Below are 15,526 nucleotides of genomic sequence, written 5' to 3' on the forward strand. Positions count from 1 at the left end.
GCCGTGAAAAGGCGGTGTCTTAACCCCTTGACCAACGGACCTTGAGCTTTTCAACTCTTTCTATTATACCTACTTTTCCGCCTTTGTCAAGGACTTTTTTACCTCTTTATCGAAATTCTGAAAAGATAGGGGAAAGTTCTCTCAGGAGAGCTTTACGTCCTCTAAAGACTTCCCCTCCCATGAGACGGTCTATTAATTCTTGTTTTTCCATACTCTGCTTTAATTTGTAATTCTTTAGAAGTTCGTGAAAGAGATAATAATCGTCCAGCCTGAGTCCTTTTTCTCCTAGACGATGGCTAATCTCACTCACCTCTTCATAGGGTTCTTTGTCAAAACGGCGCTTGTGGCTTTCCTGTTTACGGATGTAATCTAGGATACGATTTCTAAACTTTGTTTTAAAGCAGACATAAAGTCGATGGCGCTCGCCCTCTAGTAACTCTGGATTGCGACTCACCAGCTCATACAGACATAACATGCCTTCCTGATCCCAGTCCTCTTTCTCCCACAGATGCAAATGATAATCTTTGCGACACTTATGGACGATTCCCTTGCTTTCTTCATATAAGTCTTTTAGATTCATAGACCTCTCCTTTCTGCATTTAGTTTAGCAAAATGCGCGAGTCCATTGGTCTACTTCCTCTGTTTTATACTTCTTCCTCCCTCAACAGCACATAAAAATAGAGGCAAAGCCTCTCTGGGGTTATAATTCTGCAATTTGATTGAGATTCACTTCTGCAATCGTATCATTACCAAACATAGAGATAATCATCTTCACTTTGTTGTTATCAATTTCAGTGATTTTCCCTGTGTAGTCTGCAAAAGCGCCATCAATGATGCGGACTGTCTGGCCAACTTCAACATCAATATCGAACTCTTGAACAGTTTGTCCCATTGAAACCAGAATATCACGGATTTCTTGTTCCAAAAGTGGAGTTGGTTTTGATCTGTTACCGTGTGAGCCGACGAATCCTGTTACGTTAGGTGTGTTTCGAACGACGAACCATGCTTCATCGGTCATGACCATTTCTACAAGGACATAACCTGGAAAGCGATTCTCTTCAATTTCCTTTTTCTTTCCATTTTTCTCAACTTGCACGGTTTGTGTTGGAATCTCAACGCGAAGAATATTATCCAACATGTTATATGTTTGCGCACGTTGCAATAGATTTTCTTTTACCTTATTTTCATAGCCAGAATAAGTTTGTAGAACAAACCATCCCTTGTCAAAACTATCCATGATATTTCCTTTCATAATAGAAGAAAGTTAGCAGAAGTTCTCCGCTTTTCTTCTAAAAAATGTTAATAAATCGAATCAAACCTGATACAATCAACTGGTCAAAAATGTAAATGATGACCACAAAGAAGGCTGTGTATTCCATAATAGAGCGAAAATCTCTCCAGCTTTCTTTGCGAGTTGGCCAAGTTGTTTCTTTAAGAAGTTTAAAAATATCCTTAATAAAACCCATCGTTCTCTCCTATCTCGTTTCTCTATGTGTCGTATATTTTCCACAATGTTTACAAAATTTATTTACTTCTAGTCGTGTTGGCTTGGGGTTCCCACTAATTTTGATTGAGTAATTCCTTGAACCACAAACTGCACAAGCTAGGCTTGCTTTTTTTAGTGCCATAACGCCTCCATCTTATCTATTATAACAAGAAACCTAGGCTTTGACAAGCCTCTTAACGAAATAGATTAAGGATTGAGTCCCATATTGTCTGAGCTTTTTCTTTTATTTTAGCTTCTGAAATCGCCCTGCCTGCTTCATCTACAAGATTTTGTGCACGACTACGAATATCTCCTATCGGATCCTCAGACTGGTTTGTCTCATTTTCAACGGTTTGCTTTTTCGTATTTTCTGGTTCAATCCCATTTTGTTTATAAGCATTCTCAACTGTAAAAGTACTACCTGGAGTATATGGCAAAATGGTATTAGCCATACTTCTAAAGACATGGGCTGCTCCATTTGAGGTCGAACCTGCTAGATAATGATTCTCATCTGTTGTTGGGAAGCCGAGCCAGTGGCTAATTACAACATCTGGAGTATAACCAATCACCCACTGGTCACTGGTATATTCTGGATTGAAAACAGCTTCAGTCGTACCTGTTTTACCAGCCATAACGTAATCCGCTGGTGACGAACTAATTCCCGTACCATTGGTAAATGTTCCTAGCATCATGCTGGTCATTTTATCAGCTACCGACTTATCAATCACTCGTTTTTGGGAGTTTTTATGACTCTTGATGACCTGTCCGCTGGCATTTTCAATACGAGTGATGAAATGTGCTTCAGGCATTAGACCTCCATTGGCAAAGGCTGCATAGGCTTGCGCCATCTGGAGAGGATTCGTCTCCACACCTCCACCAAGAGCAACTCCAAGAACTCGGTCAACTTTTTCCATATTCAAACCAAATCTCTCCCCAGCGTCAAAAGCTTTGTCAATACCTAATTCATTTACAGTCGCAACAGCTGGCAGGTTGAGTGATTCCGCCAAGGCCTGATACATAGGTACTTCTGGAGATGTCTTAATACCTGCATAGTTGTCTACTTGATAACTGTTGTACTGCATCGTATGATTATCCAGTTGCTTGTTCAAGGCCCATCCTGCTTCTACTGCGGGTGTATAAACGACTAAAGGTTTAATGGTTGAGCCTGGGCTACGCTTAGACTGAGTGGCATAGTTGAAATTACGGAAACCTGATTTATCATCACCAGCTACACGACCAACAACTCCACGCACTCCACCAGTCTTGGGTTCTAGAGCGACACTACCTGATTCGGCATGCGTTCCGTCTTCTGCTGTTGGAAATAGCGAAGTGTTTTCATAAATAACCTGCATGTTTGCTTGGTAGTTTTGGTCAAGCTCTGTGTAGATTCGATAGCCGTTGTTAACAATCTCTTCTTCTGTGATATTGTACTTGGAAACCGCTTCGTTGACAACTGCATCAAAATAGGACGGGTAACGATAATCTGAAACTTTGCCTTCATACTTATCTTGCAGTTGAGAAGCCATATCTACTCCAGCCGCTTCGGTCTCTTGCTTTTTATCAATATAGCCCGCTGCAACCATATTTTGCAAAACAGTATCCCTACGGTTGGTCGAAGTTTCAACAGAATTTAATGGATTATACAATTCTGGTCCCTTGAGCATCCCTGCTAGAGTGGCCGCCTGATCAAGCGTTAGTTGTGAAGCCGATACACCGAAATATTTCTTACTTGCATCTTCAACACCCCATACCCCATTTCCAAAGTAGGCGTTATTGAGGTACATAGTAAGGATTTGCTCCTTGCTGTATTTCTTGGTCAACTCTAAGGCAAGGAAAAACTCCTTGGCCTTCCGTTCAACGGTCTGATCCTGAGAAAGATAAGCATTTTTTGCCAACTGTTGAGTGATGGTGGATCCCCCTCCAGAACGACCTGCTGTAAGGATAGCTAGAAAGAAACGACCGTAGTTAATTCCATCATTTTTATAAAAGGAACGGTCCTCTGTCGCGACGACAGCATTTTGCAAGTCTTTACTGATATCTGTCAGTTCAACATAGGTTCCCTTTTGACCCGACAGGGCTCCTGCCTCTTTTTCTTCGCGGTCAAAAATCAGAGTTCGCGTTTTCAAGGCATTTTGCAAATCATTGACATTGGTAGACTTGGCTATCGCAAATAGGTAGGTTCCTACTATCAAACCTGCACTTAACCCTAAAATGATGACGATTTTTGTCAGATGATAACGACGCCAGAATTTCCGAATCGGACCTACATGGCCTAATTTTTTTCTATCGCTCCGTGAACGATGCATGCTAGTCGAATCAGACTCTGCTGATTCATTCGTTTCTTTTTTAAAGAGAGAAAGAAACTTCTCAAATAATTTATCTAATTTCATGCGTTTATTTTATCATCTTCACCATAGGAACTCAAGAATTTAGCTACTCCCTATCCAAATAGGGCTTTTTTTGTTACAATATCTGTATGCAATTCACATTTACATTACCCGAATCCTTGCCTCAAATGACGGTCAAACAATTTCTAGAGGAACAACTCCTCATCCCTAGAAAAATCCGCCATTTTTTGAGAATAAAGAAGAACATCTTAATTAATCACAAACAAGTTCACTGGAACGAGATGGTCAAACCAGGTGACATTTGCCAGTTGACTTTTGACGAGGAAGATTATCCCAAAAAAGAAATCCTTTGGGGCAATCCAGACCTCGTTCAAGAGGTTTATCAAGACCAACATCTCATTATCGTCAACAAGCCAGAGGGAATGAAAACTCACGGAAATCAACCTAGTGAAATTGCCCTTCTCAATCACGTCTCTGCCTACGTTGGCCAAACCTGTTATGTCGTTCATCGTCTGGACATGGAAACTAGTGGTTTGATTCTCTTTGCCAAAAATCCTTTTATCCTGCCTATTCTCAATCGCTTACTGGAGAAAAAAGAGATTTCTAGGGAATACTGGGCACTTATAGAAGGGCGAGTAGAGAGTAAAGAACTTGTCTTTCGAGATAAAATTGGTCGTGATCGTCACGATCGTAGAAAAAGAATAGTTGATGCAAAAAATGGACAATATGCTGAAACACATGTAAGCCGACTAAAGCAATTTCCAAATCAGACTACCCTCGTTCGTTGCAAACTAAAGACCGGTCGAACGCATCAAATCCGTGTTCACCTCTCTCACCATAAACACCCTATTCTGGGCGATCCTCTCTATAACTCTAGATCAAAAGTAAGCAGGCTCATGCTCCATGCCTTCCGACTTTCCTTTACTCATCCACTCACCTTAGAAAAATTGAGTTTTACTGCCCTCTCGGATACTTTCGAAACAGAATTAAAACAAAATGGATGACACTATCATCCATTTTTCTATACAAAAAAGCAAGACCAGAAGGCCTTGCTTTTATCGACTCAAGAATTATTTAGCGATTTTTGCAAAGTATTCAAGAGTACGTACAAGTTGTGCAGTGTATGACATTTCGTTGTCGTACCATGATACAACTTTAACCAATTGTTTACCGTCAACGTCAAGAACTTTAGTTTGAGTTGCGTCAAACAATGAACCGTAAGACATACCTACGATATCTGAAGATACGATTGGATCTTCTGTGTAACCGTATGATTCGTTTGAAGCTGCTTTCATAGCTGCGTTCACTTCATCAACAGTAACGTTCTTTTCAAGAACTGCTACCAATTCAGTAACTGATCCAGTTGGAGTTGGAACACGTTGTGCAGATCCGTCAAGTTTACCGTTCAATTCTGGGATTACAAGACCGATAGCTTTAGCAGCACCAGTTGAGTTAGGAACGATGTTTGCAGCACCAGCGCGAGCACGGCGAAGGTCACCACCACGGTGTGGTCCGTCAAGGATCATTTGGTCACCAGTGTAAGCGTGGATAGTAGTCATCAATCCTTCTACAACACCGAAGTTGTCTTGAAGAGCTTTAGCCATTGGAGCCAAGCAGTTTGTAGTACATGAAGCACCTGAGATAACTGTTTCAGTACCGTCAAGAACGTCGTGGTTAGTGTTGAATACGATTGTTTTAACATCGTTTCCACCAGGAGCAGTGATAACAACTTTCTTAGCTCCACCTTTAAGGTGTTTTTCAGCTGCATCTTTCTTAGCGAAGAAACCAGTTGCTTCAAGAACGATTTCTACACCGTCAGTAGCCCAGTCGATTTGTTCTGGATCACGTTCAGCAGAAACTTTAACGAATTTACCGTTAACTTCGAATCCACCTTCTTTAACTTCTACAGTACCGTCGAAACGACCTTGAGTTGTGTCGTATTTCAACAAGTGTGCAAGCATAACTGGATCTGTAAGGTCGTTGATGCGAGTAACTTCAACACCTTCTACGTTTTGGATACGGCGGAAAGCAAGACGACCGATACGTCCGAAACCGTTAATACCAACTTTAACTACCATTAGTGATTTCCTCCTTATGAAAATCATGAAAATTTTATTGTGAAAAGAGTAACTTGAATCACTACAAATCACCTTTCAACAAACCTATTATATAACTATTTGAGTTTAATTGCAAGTACGGGCGTTGATTTTCTCTCCTGCTTTTCTACTTTTTCTCCCCCTTTTTATTCATCCATTCTTTTATTTCCAAAGCATATCTCTAGAATCTTTTATAATATCTGCATATTCTCTTCATTATCAAGGCGAAACTACAATTTCAACTCTTTCAGAGTTTACAAAAAAGAGACAGGATAACTCCTGTCTCTAGGCTGATAAACGATTATTTACGACGTCCTGGACGTTCTGCATAACCATAGTAAGCATCTGCCATGATTTCTTCCATGTCAGCTACCATTGGCAAGCGAGGGTTAGCAGGTGAACATTGGTCTTCATAAGCAAGCAAGGCAATTTCATGCAAGCTGTCTTTCCAAGCTTTTTCATCAATTCCTTGATCCTTGAAGTTCATCTTGATACCTACTGCAACACCAAGTTCGTAAACAGCTTTAGCGTATGCTTCAACTGCTTCTTCTGGAGTTGAGTGAGGCAAGCCAAGCATTTTCGCGATGTCTTGGAATTTCTCATCAGCTTTCCAGTAGTTGTATTTAGGCCATGTAGTAGTCTTAGATGGACGAGTTCCGTTGTAACGGATAACGTATGGAAGCAAGATAGCGTTTGTACGTCCGTGAACAGTATGGTGAACACCACCGATCTTGTGGGCCATTGAGTGGCTCATACCAAGGAAGGCATTGGCGAAGGCCATACCAGCCATTGTAGACGCATTATGCATTTTTTCACGTGCTTCTGGGTCAGCTGTCTTAACAGATTTTTCCAACCATTCAAAGACAAGTTTGATTGTTTGAAGCGCAATACCGTCTGTGTAGTCGTTAGCAAAGTTTGAAGTGTAGGCTTCAGTCGCGTGAGTCAAGACGTCCATACCTGTATCAGCAGCGATGAAGTCTGGAACTGATTCAACCAAAGCAGGGTCAACAATGGCAATAGTTGGTGTCAACGAGTAGTCAGCCAATGGGTATTTGCGGTTGTTTTTCTTATCAGAGATAACGGCAAATGGTGTTACTTCTGAACCTGTACCTGAAGTTGTTGGGATACCGATGTACTTCGCTTTCTTACCAAGTGATGGGAAGCGGAAGGCACGTTTACGGATGTCCATGAATTTTTGAACCAAGTCACGGAAGTCGATTTGTGGTTGTTCGTAGAAGAGCCACATTACTTTGGCCGCGTCCATTGGAGAACCACCACCAAGAGCGATGATTGTATCTGGTTCAAATGCTTTCATCACTTCAGCACCACGTTCTACAGTTGTGATGTCTGGATCTGGTTCAACATCTGAGAAGACTTGGATAGTTACACGGTTGCTACGTGCGTTCAATTGATCAATAACACGTTGAACAAAGCCAAGTTTTTCGATCGATTTGTCTGTAACAATCATAACGCGTTCAATATCTTCACATGTTTGAAGGTATTGGATAGAATTGCGTTCGAAGTAAATTTTTGAAGGAACTTTAAACCACTGCATATTATTTCTACGTTTCCCTACTTTCTTGATGTTTAGAAGGTTGATTGCACTCACGTTATCACCGACTGAGTTGTGTCCATATGAACCACATCCAAGTGTCAATGATGGAATGAAGGCATTGTATACGTCACCGATACCACCGAAAGTAGATGGAGAGTTCCAGATAATACGCATTGCTTTGATTTCTGTACCAAAGCGTTTAGCAAGAGCTTCGTCTTTTGTATGGATAGCTGCTGAGTGACCAAGTCCGTTAAACTCAACCATTTGGCGAGCTTTTGTAAGACCGTCTTCTGTGTCTTCAGCTTTTAGGACAGCAATAACTGGTGACAATTTTTCACGAGTCAACGGTTCTTTCGGTCCTACTTCTGCACATTCTGCAGCCAAGATGTTTGTTCCTTCTGGAACGCTGAATCCTGCTTGTTCTGCAATCCATGCTGCTGGTTTACCAACAATGTTTGCATTTAGTTTAGCACCAGCACAGTTTTTGCTGTTTGCTTTCACACCGAAACAGAATTCTTCAAGAAGTGCTTTTTCTTTCTTGTTTACAAAGTAAGTGTGATATGATTTGAATTCTTCTACAAATTCGTCATACACTTCTTTATCAATGATAACGGCTTGTTCTGATGCACAGACCATCCCATTATCAAATGATTTAGACATAACGATGTCATGAGCAGCTTGACGAAGGTCAGCAGATTTTTCTACATAGGCAGGAACGTTTCCGGCACCTACCCCAAGAGCTGGTTTTCCACATGAGTATGCAGCTTTAACCATAGCGTTCCCACCAGTTGCAAGAATAGTTGCAACACCTTCGTGGTTCATTAGCGCTCCAGTTGCTTCCATAGATGGCTTTGTAATCCATTGAACACAGTTTTCAGGTGCGCCAGCTGCGATGGCTGCATCACGAACGATTTGTGCTGCGTGAGCTGATGATTCTTGAGCTGATGGGTGGAAGGCAAAAACGATTGGGTTACGTGTTTTCAAAGCAATGAGTGATTTGAAAATCGCTGTTGAAGTTGGGTTTGTTGTCGGAGTGACACCACAGATTACCCCTACAGGCTCCGCAATCTTTGTCAAACCTGTAATTGGATCATCTTCAATAACTCCAACTGTTTTAACTCCACGCATATTGTTCACTACGTGTTCGCAGGCAAATAGGTTTTTTGTCGCCTTGTCTTCAAATACTCCACGACCAGTTTCTTCAACTGCGTGTTGTGCAAGGATACCGTGCGCGTCAAGTGCTGCAACCGAAGCTTTTGCCACGATATAGTCAACTTGCTCTTGGTTCAACTTGCGCATTTCATCAAGCGCAACCAAGGCTTTTTTCACGAGACCATCGACATGCTTTTCAGCAGCAAGTTGTTTTTCCTCTGGGGTTACTGTTTTTTTATCAGCCATATTATCCTCCATAGCCTTTAAGGATGTTATCCTTTGTTAATTTTTTCACAAATTTATTATAACTCTTTTTTTATGCTTTGTAAACAGTTTCATAAGTATTTCACAAAGAATTTTTCTGAGATTGTGATTTTTTTCTCAATATAGCTATATAATAGAGTTTTGTCTGGACGATTGTGAAATTATGGAGAAAATTTTTTTATTTCACAAAGTTTTTCTAGTTGATAGTTATTTATCGAACCCAAGCGCAGAAAGCGTTTTCTTTCCGGTTTTGAAAAATAGTCTCCTAACTTGGAGACTACTGTTTTTGCTGAAAAACGCCTTGTTTAAAGGTCCCTTCATAAACAACTTCTTGCTCTGTCGTCAACTTCCCTTGACCTTCAGCCTGACCATTTACAAAATCACCTTCGTATTTCCAGCCATCTTTTGATTGGAAAGTCCCTTTTCCATTAAAGGCTCCATTATTGAAATCACCTGTATATTGGTCTCCGTTTTCAAAGGTCAGGGTTCCTTGGCCATTCATTTTCCCTCGTACCAAGGTGCCATCATAAACAAGAGCTCCACCATCAAGTGTCAAGACACCCTTTTTAGGCATATTTAGCAGAAATACCGAAAGAGCACAGAGTACCATTACAACTACTGCAATGAGCTCTAACCTAGGACGAGTTAGGTAAACTCTACCCTTTTCATAAAATTGTTTAAGCTTTTCCATTGTTACTCTCATTTTCTAAACGGTCTAACCAGCTTTGGCATCCACTTGTGATGCGCGCATAGGTTTCCTCAAAATCTCCTGTGTACCATGGATCTGGAACACTTTCAGATGCAAAAGCATAAATCTTGTGCTCTTGTTCCTGAGGACACATGTGACGCAGATCTGAAACGTTTGAAGCATCCATACCGATAATGTAATCAAACGATTCAAAGTCTTCTCTGCCAATCTGAAGCGATGTTTTGTCTTTGTCATACGGGATCTGATACTGCTGGAAAATTCCTTGTGTCCCCTTATGAATCGGATTGCCATGTTCCCATGATGACGTTGCACGACTCTCGATGTGGTAATCGCTCGTCATGGACTTCATCACAAACTCTGCCATGGGACTTCGGCAAATATTTCCTAAGCAAACAAATACTATTTTTTTCATCCCTTTTCCTCTTGTCTCATAGAAAAACGGGAGTGACAGGTCCCGTTTTATTCTTCGATTGCTCCGCCTTCGTCAACAACTGTTCCTTCTGGTGTCACAGCTTCTTTGAGTGGCAAAACGGTCTTAATAGCAGCCAATTCAAAAGTCAAATAAACGCCATCTACATCCAGTACGATTGTACCTTTCTCAGTATCTACTTCATCCACTGTTCCGTAAAGCCCACCAATTGTAATGACTTCATATCCTTTTTGAAGCTTGTTCAAGCTTTCCATACGCTTTTGTGCTTGTTTCTTTTGAGAACGTTGCATAAAGAACATCAAGGCAAACATACCTACAAGCATGATCACAAATGTTAAATTTGGACTAATATTTTCCATAGTATTTTCTCCTTTGTATTTTACATAGGACTACTATATCAAATTTCAGCTACTTTTACAAGATTGTGCCTTGTTTTTATGGTTATAAAAAATCAGAGTTTTCACTCTGATTTTTGTGATTATTTCAAGTTTTGAACGACTTTGACTAGATTTTCAACTGTAAATCCGTACTCTGCCAATACTTTTGGTGCTGGGGCAGATGCTCCAAAGGTATCAATACCGAGAACTGCACCATCAAGACCAACATATTTGTACCAGTTTTGAGTTGCACCCATTTCGACTGCAACACGACGGCGGACTGCATTTGGAAGGATTTCTTCCTTGTAAGCTGCATCTTGTGCGTCAAAGACATCTGTAGATGGCATGCTGACTACGCGGACTTTTGCACCTTGACTAGCCAATTCTTTGGCAGCTGCGACAGCCAAATTCACCTCTGAACCTGTTGCAATCAAGATCGTGTCAAAGTCAGCTGCATTTTCATAGACAACATAGGCACCTTTAGCAACCTTGCCAAAGTCTGTTCCCTCTTCAACAGTCAAGTTTTGACGTGTCAAGACAAGGGCAGTTGGTGTCTTTTCGCTTGTCACTGCAAGGTACCAAGCTGCTTGAGTTTCACGCGCATCTGCTGGGCGGAAAACATTGAGATTTGGCATAGCACGAAGACCTGCTAGGTGTTCAACTGGTTCGTGAGTTGGACCATCTTCACCAACCGCAATAGAGTCATGGGTGAAGACATAGGTCACAGGAAGTCCTTGCAATGCTGACAAACGGACCGCTGCTTTCACATAGTCAGAGAAGACAAAGAAAGTACCACCGTATACACGAAGTCCACCATGAAGGGCCATCCCGTTCAAAATCGTTCCCATTGCAAATTCACGAACACCAAATTGAATGTTGCGGTTCAAGCGATTGGCATCATCTTGAAGTCCGTCAGTCTTGATATAAGTCATGTTTGAGTGAGCGAGGTCAGCGGATCCACCTAAGAAGGTTGGCAACTTAGCCGCCACAACGTTCAAAGCATCTTGACTTGAGTTACGGGTTGCTTGAGAAAATCCATTTTCTAAGGCTGGGAAGTCTGCTGGAGTTACCTCAACTGGGTCACGGCCGTCGATAATGGCTTCTACTTCTACAGCCAGTTCTGGATGCGCTTCTTTATAGTCAGTAACTAATTTAGTCCAAGCTTGATAAGCTGATGCGCCACGATCTGCAACATTTTCTTTGAAATCAGCATAAACTTCAGCTGGAATTTCAAATGGTTCATAGTCCCAACCGAGCGCTTGGCGAGTAGCCGCAGTTTCATCTGCTCCAAGAGGAGCACCGTGTACAGCATTAGTTCCTTGTTTGTTTGGAGAACCGTATCCAATAACAGTCTTCACTTCAATCAAAGATGGTTTTCCTGAAGCTTTAGCTGTTTCAATAGCAGCATGGATTGCTTCCAAGTCTGTCCCATCTTCAACCAAGGCTGTGTGCCAACCGTAGGCATTGTAACGGTCACGAACACTTTCTGTGAAGGAATCTTTTGTCTCACCATCCAAGTTAATGTCATTTGAATCATAAAGAACAACCAACTTGTCGAGTTTTTGCAAACCTGCGTATGAAGCTGCCTCGCTTGAAACACCTTCCATTAAATCTCCGTCGCCACAGATCACATAAGTATAGTGGTCAAAGATATTGAAGCCTTCGCGGTTATACTTGGCTGCAAGGAAACGTTCTGCTTGGGCAAAACCAGTAGCAGTAGAAATCCCTTGTCCTAGAGGACCAGTTGTAGCGTCAACCCCTGCAGTATGGCCAAATTCTGGGTGACCTGGTGTTTTTGAACCCCATTGGCGGAAGTTCTTGACTTCATCCATACTAACATCTTCAAAACCAGAAAGGTGAAGAAGGGCATAAAGAAGCATAGAGCCGTGACCTGCTGAAAGAATAAAACGGTCGCGGTTGATCCAGTTTGGTTGTGCTGGATTGATGCGAAGTTGCTTTGTAAAGAGGCTATAGGCCATTGGAGCAGCCCCCATAACCACCCCTGGGTGACCTGAGTTTGCTTTGTTGATGGCGTCAATACCTAGAAAACGAATTGCATTAACAGATAGATTTGACATAGAATTTCCTTTCTCTTTGAGGTGATTAATGAATCACACATCCTATTTTACTATTATATGAAAAAATGCATAGAATAGCAATAAAACAATTTGCGTTCATCTAACACATTTGATTTGTCTATCCCCTCGTCACTTCATAGTACGGAAGCAAGCGCGCATAAGCCTCTTCTAGCTTCTCCAATATCGCTTCTACTGACTGATTCTCAATGAGGGAAACATCTGACTTGACTAAGACTTTACGAACTTCCTGACTTCTCACCTTCTCGCGTAAAGTACGACGATTCTCCTCAGTAGCCTCCACCTTATGACTTTCCCCATTTGAGTAGACTAGATAATAAATTCCTTCTACCACTGGAAGATCTAAAACCTTGGCTTGTTTGTCTAAGGTCTGTTCGTCTTTCTTGCGCTCGATGAAACTGACTTCCAAAGAAATCCCAAAGTCAGCAGGTGTTCCATACAAACGAAGAGCCATCATAGGTTCTGTCACTTGTCCGTCTCTCTGTAGATAGACCCAGAAATGCGGTCGCAAACGCTGCGCTTGGTTCATCCACTGACTAGTCTGTTGGAGTTGCCATTCTGGATGACTTGCTTGAAAGGTTTTGGTCAGTTCTGTAAAAGACTTCCGAGCTTCTTGACCTTTTTGCCGCAAGGCCAACATCTTTTCTCTTTCATCGCCAGCTTTATCAGGATTACGGTACTGGACTCCTGCAAATGATAGGTATTCTCTAACTGCTTTCAGCATATCTGAATCTTTCCTTTCCTAGCAAAAAATCAGGATGAACCTGATTTTACTTTGCTTATTCTGCATCTACGACAACATAGCGATTTGGCTCGTCACCTTCAGAGTAACTCGTCACGCCATCCATGCGTGAAATAATGCGATGGATAATCTTGCGTTCGCTATTTGACATTGGATCCGTTTGTTGGCTACGTCCTTCTTCTAAAACGCGAGTCGCCAATTTTTGAGCGTAGGTTTGCAAGACTTCTGCACGGTGCTCAACGTAATCATTGACATTGATTGTGATGTAGAAGGTTCTTGAATAGCGGTTATAAAGATAATTTTGAGCCAATAGTTGCAAGGCCTTCAAAACTTTACCATGATAACCGATAATACGACCTGGTTCATTCGTGTCAATTTGAAGATTGATGGTGCGGCGATTGTAGTCACTTGAAATCGTCCCTTCAACATCCATATCATCTACAATGGTTTGAACGTAGTTAGCTACTTCAGTTGCCACTTGTTCGATGTCATAACTTGGTTCTACTTTCAAGCCTAAATCTTCTAAAGATTGGCTTGTTGCTTCCTGCGTTTCAGTTTCTTTTTCTGGAGCAGATTCCACTTCCTCGGCAGTATCCTCTGGTTCCAAATCATTTAAAATTGAAATATGGCCTGTTTCTTCCAAAATCGTGCTGGCGTGCTTTTCATTTTTCAAGATTTCAGCCTTGACCTCTTCAGAGACACCTTGACCTTCTTCTTCAATCTTCTTAATCGCTTCTACTACATGCCCCAAATCAACAGTTGCTTCACTTACTGTTTTCACGGGTTCATTTTTTTCATTAACTTCTTTTGGAACCCCTTTAATGGCCTGCTGATTGGCTTTGATAACTGTCGTTTCACTAATCGCTTCGATATCAACTTGAGCTGGCTTCTTACCAAACAAGCCTAAGAATCCTTTTTTCTCTTTCGAAACGACCTTGATGTGGGCCTTCATTCTTGGAATGTCTAATTCTTTCAATCCTTTTTGGATTGCTTCTTCAACCGTTGAACCTGTAAATAATACCATTAGCAGATTCCTCCTTATTTTTTCTTTTTCTGTGCTTTTTTCAAGGCTCTTCTCTTCTTGCCTTCTAAATCTTTTTCTGCTTGCGCCACTGCTTCTCTTTCAGCAATAATCTTGAAAGGATTGTTCAAGAAGTAGGTTTGCAGAACTTGGTAAGCATTGGATACAGCCCAGTACAAGGCTACACCACTTGGGGCAGAGATGGCAAAAACAAAGATCAATACAGGCATCCCGTACATCATCCCTGTCGTAGCTCCACTTTTTTCAGACAAAGCTTTATTCGATAACCAGCTACTCAAGAAGGTAAAGACTGCCGCCAAAATCGGAAGGACAAAACTTGTATCTACTCCTCCCAAATTAATCCATAAAAAGTGTCCTGTTTTCAAAAAGTCTACTCGACTCAAGGCTTGAAAGAGCGCCAAGAGGACAGGCATTTGTATTAAAATTGGCCAGAGAGAGGATGAATGCTTAATCCCTAACTCTTTATAAACCTTGCGCATCTCCTGGTCTAGCTTGGTTCTACTTTCCATATCACGACCCGGATATTGCTCTCGCAAAGCCTTGATGCGCGGTTGAGCCTCTTGCATTTTTCTAGAGGCAACCATCTGTGTCTGAAAGACCGGCAATAAAATCGTCCGGATCAAGATTGTGAAGAGGATAATCCCCACTCCGATACTAATGTCAAAGGACAAAAAGCGGATAATTTCAGCAAAAAAATAGACGAATTTGCTCCAAAAGTCTGTCGAGTCTGCTGTTATATCGCTAGCTGCACCATTTGTTGCACAGGCTGTCATGATAACTAAGGACAAACCCAGCAAACTAGTCAACTGTAGTTTCTTTTTCACTCCCATTTCCTTCCTGGTAAATCTTTGATAACTTTAATACGTGGAGTAGGTTTTTCTCCATCTCTGCATATTCCAAGGTTTCCACCCCTTTTCGGGCAATCACAACAAAATCAACATGCTCCACTAAACTCCCTTTTACACTTTGTAGAATGTGTCGGATTCGTCTTTTAATTTGATTTCTGGTAACTGCATTCCCCAGCTTTTTGCTGACGGACAGTCCTACTCGAAAATGGTTTTGCTGGTTTTCCAATTGGTAGACAACAAATTTTCGATTGGCAAAACTTGTTCCGTCCTTGAAAATCGCCTTAAAATCTTTCTCTCTTTTTACACGAAAGCTTTTCTTCAAAACTCAACTCCATCTATTAAATTACTACTATTATACCATATTTTTTGAAAAAGCCAATA

16 protein-coding genes are annotated in these 15,526 nt (G+C 41.4%); 1 reads left to right on the plus strand and 15 read right to left on the minus strand.

From position 1 onward, the window contains the following. Positions 1-106: 106 nt before the first annotated feature. From M1F63_RS09770 to pbp2a, 5 genes are all read right to left on the minus strand, one after another. On the minus strand, positions 107-580 hold the full coding sequence (locus tag M1F63_RS09770) for a hypothetical protein (protein WP_042768781.1): 474 nt from the start codon (positions 578-580) through the stop codon (positions 107-109). A 120-nt stretch (positions 581-700) separates the two neighbouring features. Then, entirely contained in the window at positions 701-1,237 is a 537-nt protein-coding gene (gene nusG, locus M1F63_RS09775; RefSeq protein WP_000376728.1) for a transcription termination/antitermination protein NusG, read from the minus strand. Between the two features lie 52 nt (positions 1,238-1,289). Next, entirely contained in the window at positions 1,290-1,466 is a 177-nt protein-coding gene (gene secE, locus M1F63_RS09780) for a preprotein translocase subunit SecE (protein WP_000505776.1), read from the minus strand. Positions 1,467-1,475: 9 nt separating this feature from the next. Beyond that, a complete protein-coding gene (gene rpmG / locus M1F63_RS09785) occupies positions 1,476-1,628 on the minus strand; it encodes a 50S ribosomal protein L33 (RefSeq protein WP_001809375.1) in 153 nt (50 codons plus the stop codon). A 52-nt stretch (positions 1,629-1,680) separates the two neighbouring features. After that, the gene (gene pbp2a / locus M1F63_RS09790; RefSeq protein ID WP_042768783.1) at positions 1,681-3,876 is read right to left on the minus strand and encodes a penicillin-binding protein PBP2A; all 2,196 of its coding nucleotides are present in this window, start codon (positions 3,874-3,876) and stop codon (positions 1,681-1,683) included. Positions 3,877-3,962: 86 nt separating this feature from the next. On the opposite strand from pbp2a, the gene M1F63_RS09795 reads away from it, so the two are divergent. Further along, positions 3,963-4,838, plus strand: a complete 876-nt coding sequence (locus M1F63_RS09795) for an RluA family pseudouridine synthase (protein WP_128863738.1) — start codon at positions 3,963-3,965, stop codon at positions 4,836-4,838. Positions 4,839-4,904: 66 nt separating this feature from the next. Here M1F63_RS09795 and gap read toward each other — a convergent pair whose 3' ends face one another. The 10 genes from gap to rnpA form a co-directional block, all read right to left on the minus strand. Continuing rightward, a complete protein-coding gene (gene gap / locus M1F63_RS09800) occupies positions 4,905-5,912 on the minus strand; it encodes a type I glyceraldehyde-3-phosphate dehydrogenase (protein WP_000260679.1) in 1,008 nt (335 codons plus the stop codon). A 319-nt stretch (positions 5,913-6,231) separates the two neighbouring features. Continuing rightward, positions 6,232-8,883, minus strand: coding sequence for a bifunctional acetaldehyde-CoA/alcohol dehydrogenase (gene adhE, locus M1F63_RS09805; protein WP_042768786.1), 2,652 nt, complete (start codon positions 8,881-8,883; stop codon positions 6,232-6,234). 295 nt (positions 8,884-9,178) lie between these two features. Then, positions 9,179-9,592 carry an MORN repeat-containing protein gene (locus M1F63_RS09810; protein ID WP_042768788.1) on the minus strand — a complete coding sequence of 138 codons (414 nt, stop codon included), beginning with the start codon at positions 9,590-9,592 and terminating at the stop codon, positions 9,179-9,181. After that, positions 9,579-10,022 carry a low molecular weight protein-tyrosine-phosphatase gene (locus tag M1F63_RS09815; protein ID WP_042768789.1) on the minus strand — a complete coding sequence of 148 codons (444 nt, stop codon included), beginning with the start codon at positions 10,020-10,022 and terminating at the stop codon, positions 9,579-9,581. Before M1F63_RS09815 ends, M1F63_RS09810 begins: the two co-directional genes overlap by 14 nt. 47 nt (positions 10,023-10,069) lie before the next feature. After that, complete coding sequence (gene yajC / locus M1F63_RS09820) at positions 10,070-10,390, minus strand: preprotein translocase subunit YajC (RefSeq protein ID WP_025168961.1); 321 nt, start codon at positions 10,388-10,390, stop codon at positions 10,070-10,072. Between the two features lie 128 nt (positions 10,391-10,518). After that, complete coding sequence (gene tkt, locus M1F63_RS09825; protein ID WP_129313821.1) at positions 10,519-12,495, minus strand: transketolase; 1,977 nt, start codon at positions 12,493-12,495, stop codon at positions 10,519-10,521. 118 nt (positions 12,496-12,613) lie between these two features. After that, complete coding sequence (locus tag M1F63_RS09830; protein ID WP_042768790.1) at positions 12,614-13,237, minus strand: hypothetical protein; 624 nt, start codon at positions 13,235-13,237, stop codon at positions 12,614-12,616. A gap of 55 nt (positions 13,238-13,292) precedes the next feature. Beyond that, a complete protein-coding gene (jag, locus tag M1F63_RS09835) occupies positions 13,293-14,279 on the minus strand; it encodes an RNA-binding cell elongation regulator Jag/EloR (RefSeq protein WP_042768792.1) in 987 nt (328 codons plus the stop codon). A 14-nt stretch (positions 14,280-14,293) separates the two neighbouring features. Further along, positions 14,294-15,121, minus strand: coding sequence for a membrane protein insertase YidC (locus M1F63_RS09840; RefSeq protein WP_164978810.1), 828 nt, complete (start codon positions 15,119-15,121; stop codon positions 14,294-14,296). Further along, positions 15,096-15,467, minus strand: a complete 372-nt coding sequence (gene rnpA, locus M1F63_RS09845; RefSeq protein ID WP_000748120.1) for a ribonuclease P protein component — start codon at positions 15,465-15,467, stop codon at positions 15,096-15,098. Before rnpA ends, M1F63_RS09840 begins: the two co-directional genes overlap by 26 nt. Positions 15,468-15,526: the final 59 nt, after the last annotated feature.

The sequence above is a fragment of the Streptococcus oralis genome, from assembly GCF_023109155.1.
Classification (GTDB): domain Bacteria; phylum Bacillota; class Bacilli; order Lactobacillales; family Streptococcaceae; genus Streptococcus; species Streptococcus oralis_BZ.

What these genes read in the sequence shown, in the direction of transcription:
- M1F63_RS09770 (WP_042768781.1), bottom strand. Translation starts at nt 580, where the DNA reads ATGAATCTAAAAGACTTATATGAAGAAAGCAAGGGAATCGTCCATAAG.
- nusG (WP_000376728.1), bottom strand. Translation starts at nt 1,237, where the DNA reads ATGGATAGTTTTGACAAGGGATGGTTTGTTCTACAAACTTATTCTGGC.
- secE (WP_000505776.1), bottom strand. Translation starts at nt 1,466, where the DNA reads ATGGGTTTTATTAAGGATATTTTTAAACTTCTTAAAGAAACAACTTGG.
- rpmG (WP_001809375.1), bottom strand. Translation starts at nt 1,628, where the DNA reads ATGGCACTAAAAAAAGCAAGCCTAGCTTGTGCAGTTTGTGGTTCAAGG.
- pbp2a (WP_042768783.1), bottom strand. Translation starts at nt 3,876, where the DNA reads ATGAAATTAGATAAATTATTTGAGAAGTTTCTTTCTCTCTTTAAAAAA.
- M1F63_RS09795 (WP_128863738.1), top strand. Translation starts at nt 3,963, where the DNA reads ATGCAATTCACATTTACATTACCCGAATCCTTGCCTCAAATGACGGTC.
- gap (WP_000260679.1), bottom strand. Translation starts at nt 5,912, where the DNA reads ATGGTAGTTAAAGTTGGTATTAACGGTTTCGGACGTATCGGTCGTCTT.
- adhE (WP_042768786.1), bottom strand. Translation starts at nt 8,883, where the DNA reads ATGGCTGATAAAAAAACAGTAACCCCAGAGGAAAAACAACTTGCTGCT.
- M1F63_RS09810 (WP_042768788.1), bottom strand. Translation starts at nt 9,592, where the DNA reads ATGGAAAAGCTTAAACAATTTTATGAAAAGGGTAGAGTTTACCTAACT.
- M1F63_RS09815 (WP_042768789.1), bottom strand. Translation starts at nt 10,022, where the DNA reads ATGAAAAAAATAGTATTTGTTTGCTTAGGAAATATTTGCCGAAGTCCC.
- tkt (WP_129313821.1), bottom strand. Translation starts at nt 12,495, where the DNA reads ATGTCAAATCTATCTGTTAATGCAATTCGTTTTCTAGGTATTGACGCC.
- M1F63_RS09830 (WP_042768790.1), bottom strand. Translation starts at nt 13,237, where the DNA reads ATGCTGAAAGCAGTTAGAGAATACCTATCATTTGCAGGAGTCCAGTAC.
- jag (WP_042768792.1), bottom strand. Translation starts at nt 14,279, where the DNA reads ATGGTATTATTTACAGGTTCAACGGTTGAAGAAGCAATCCAAAAAGGA.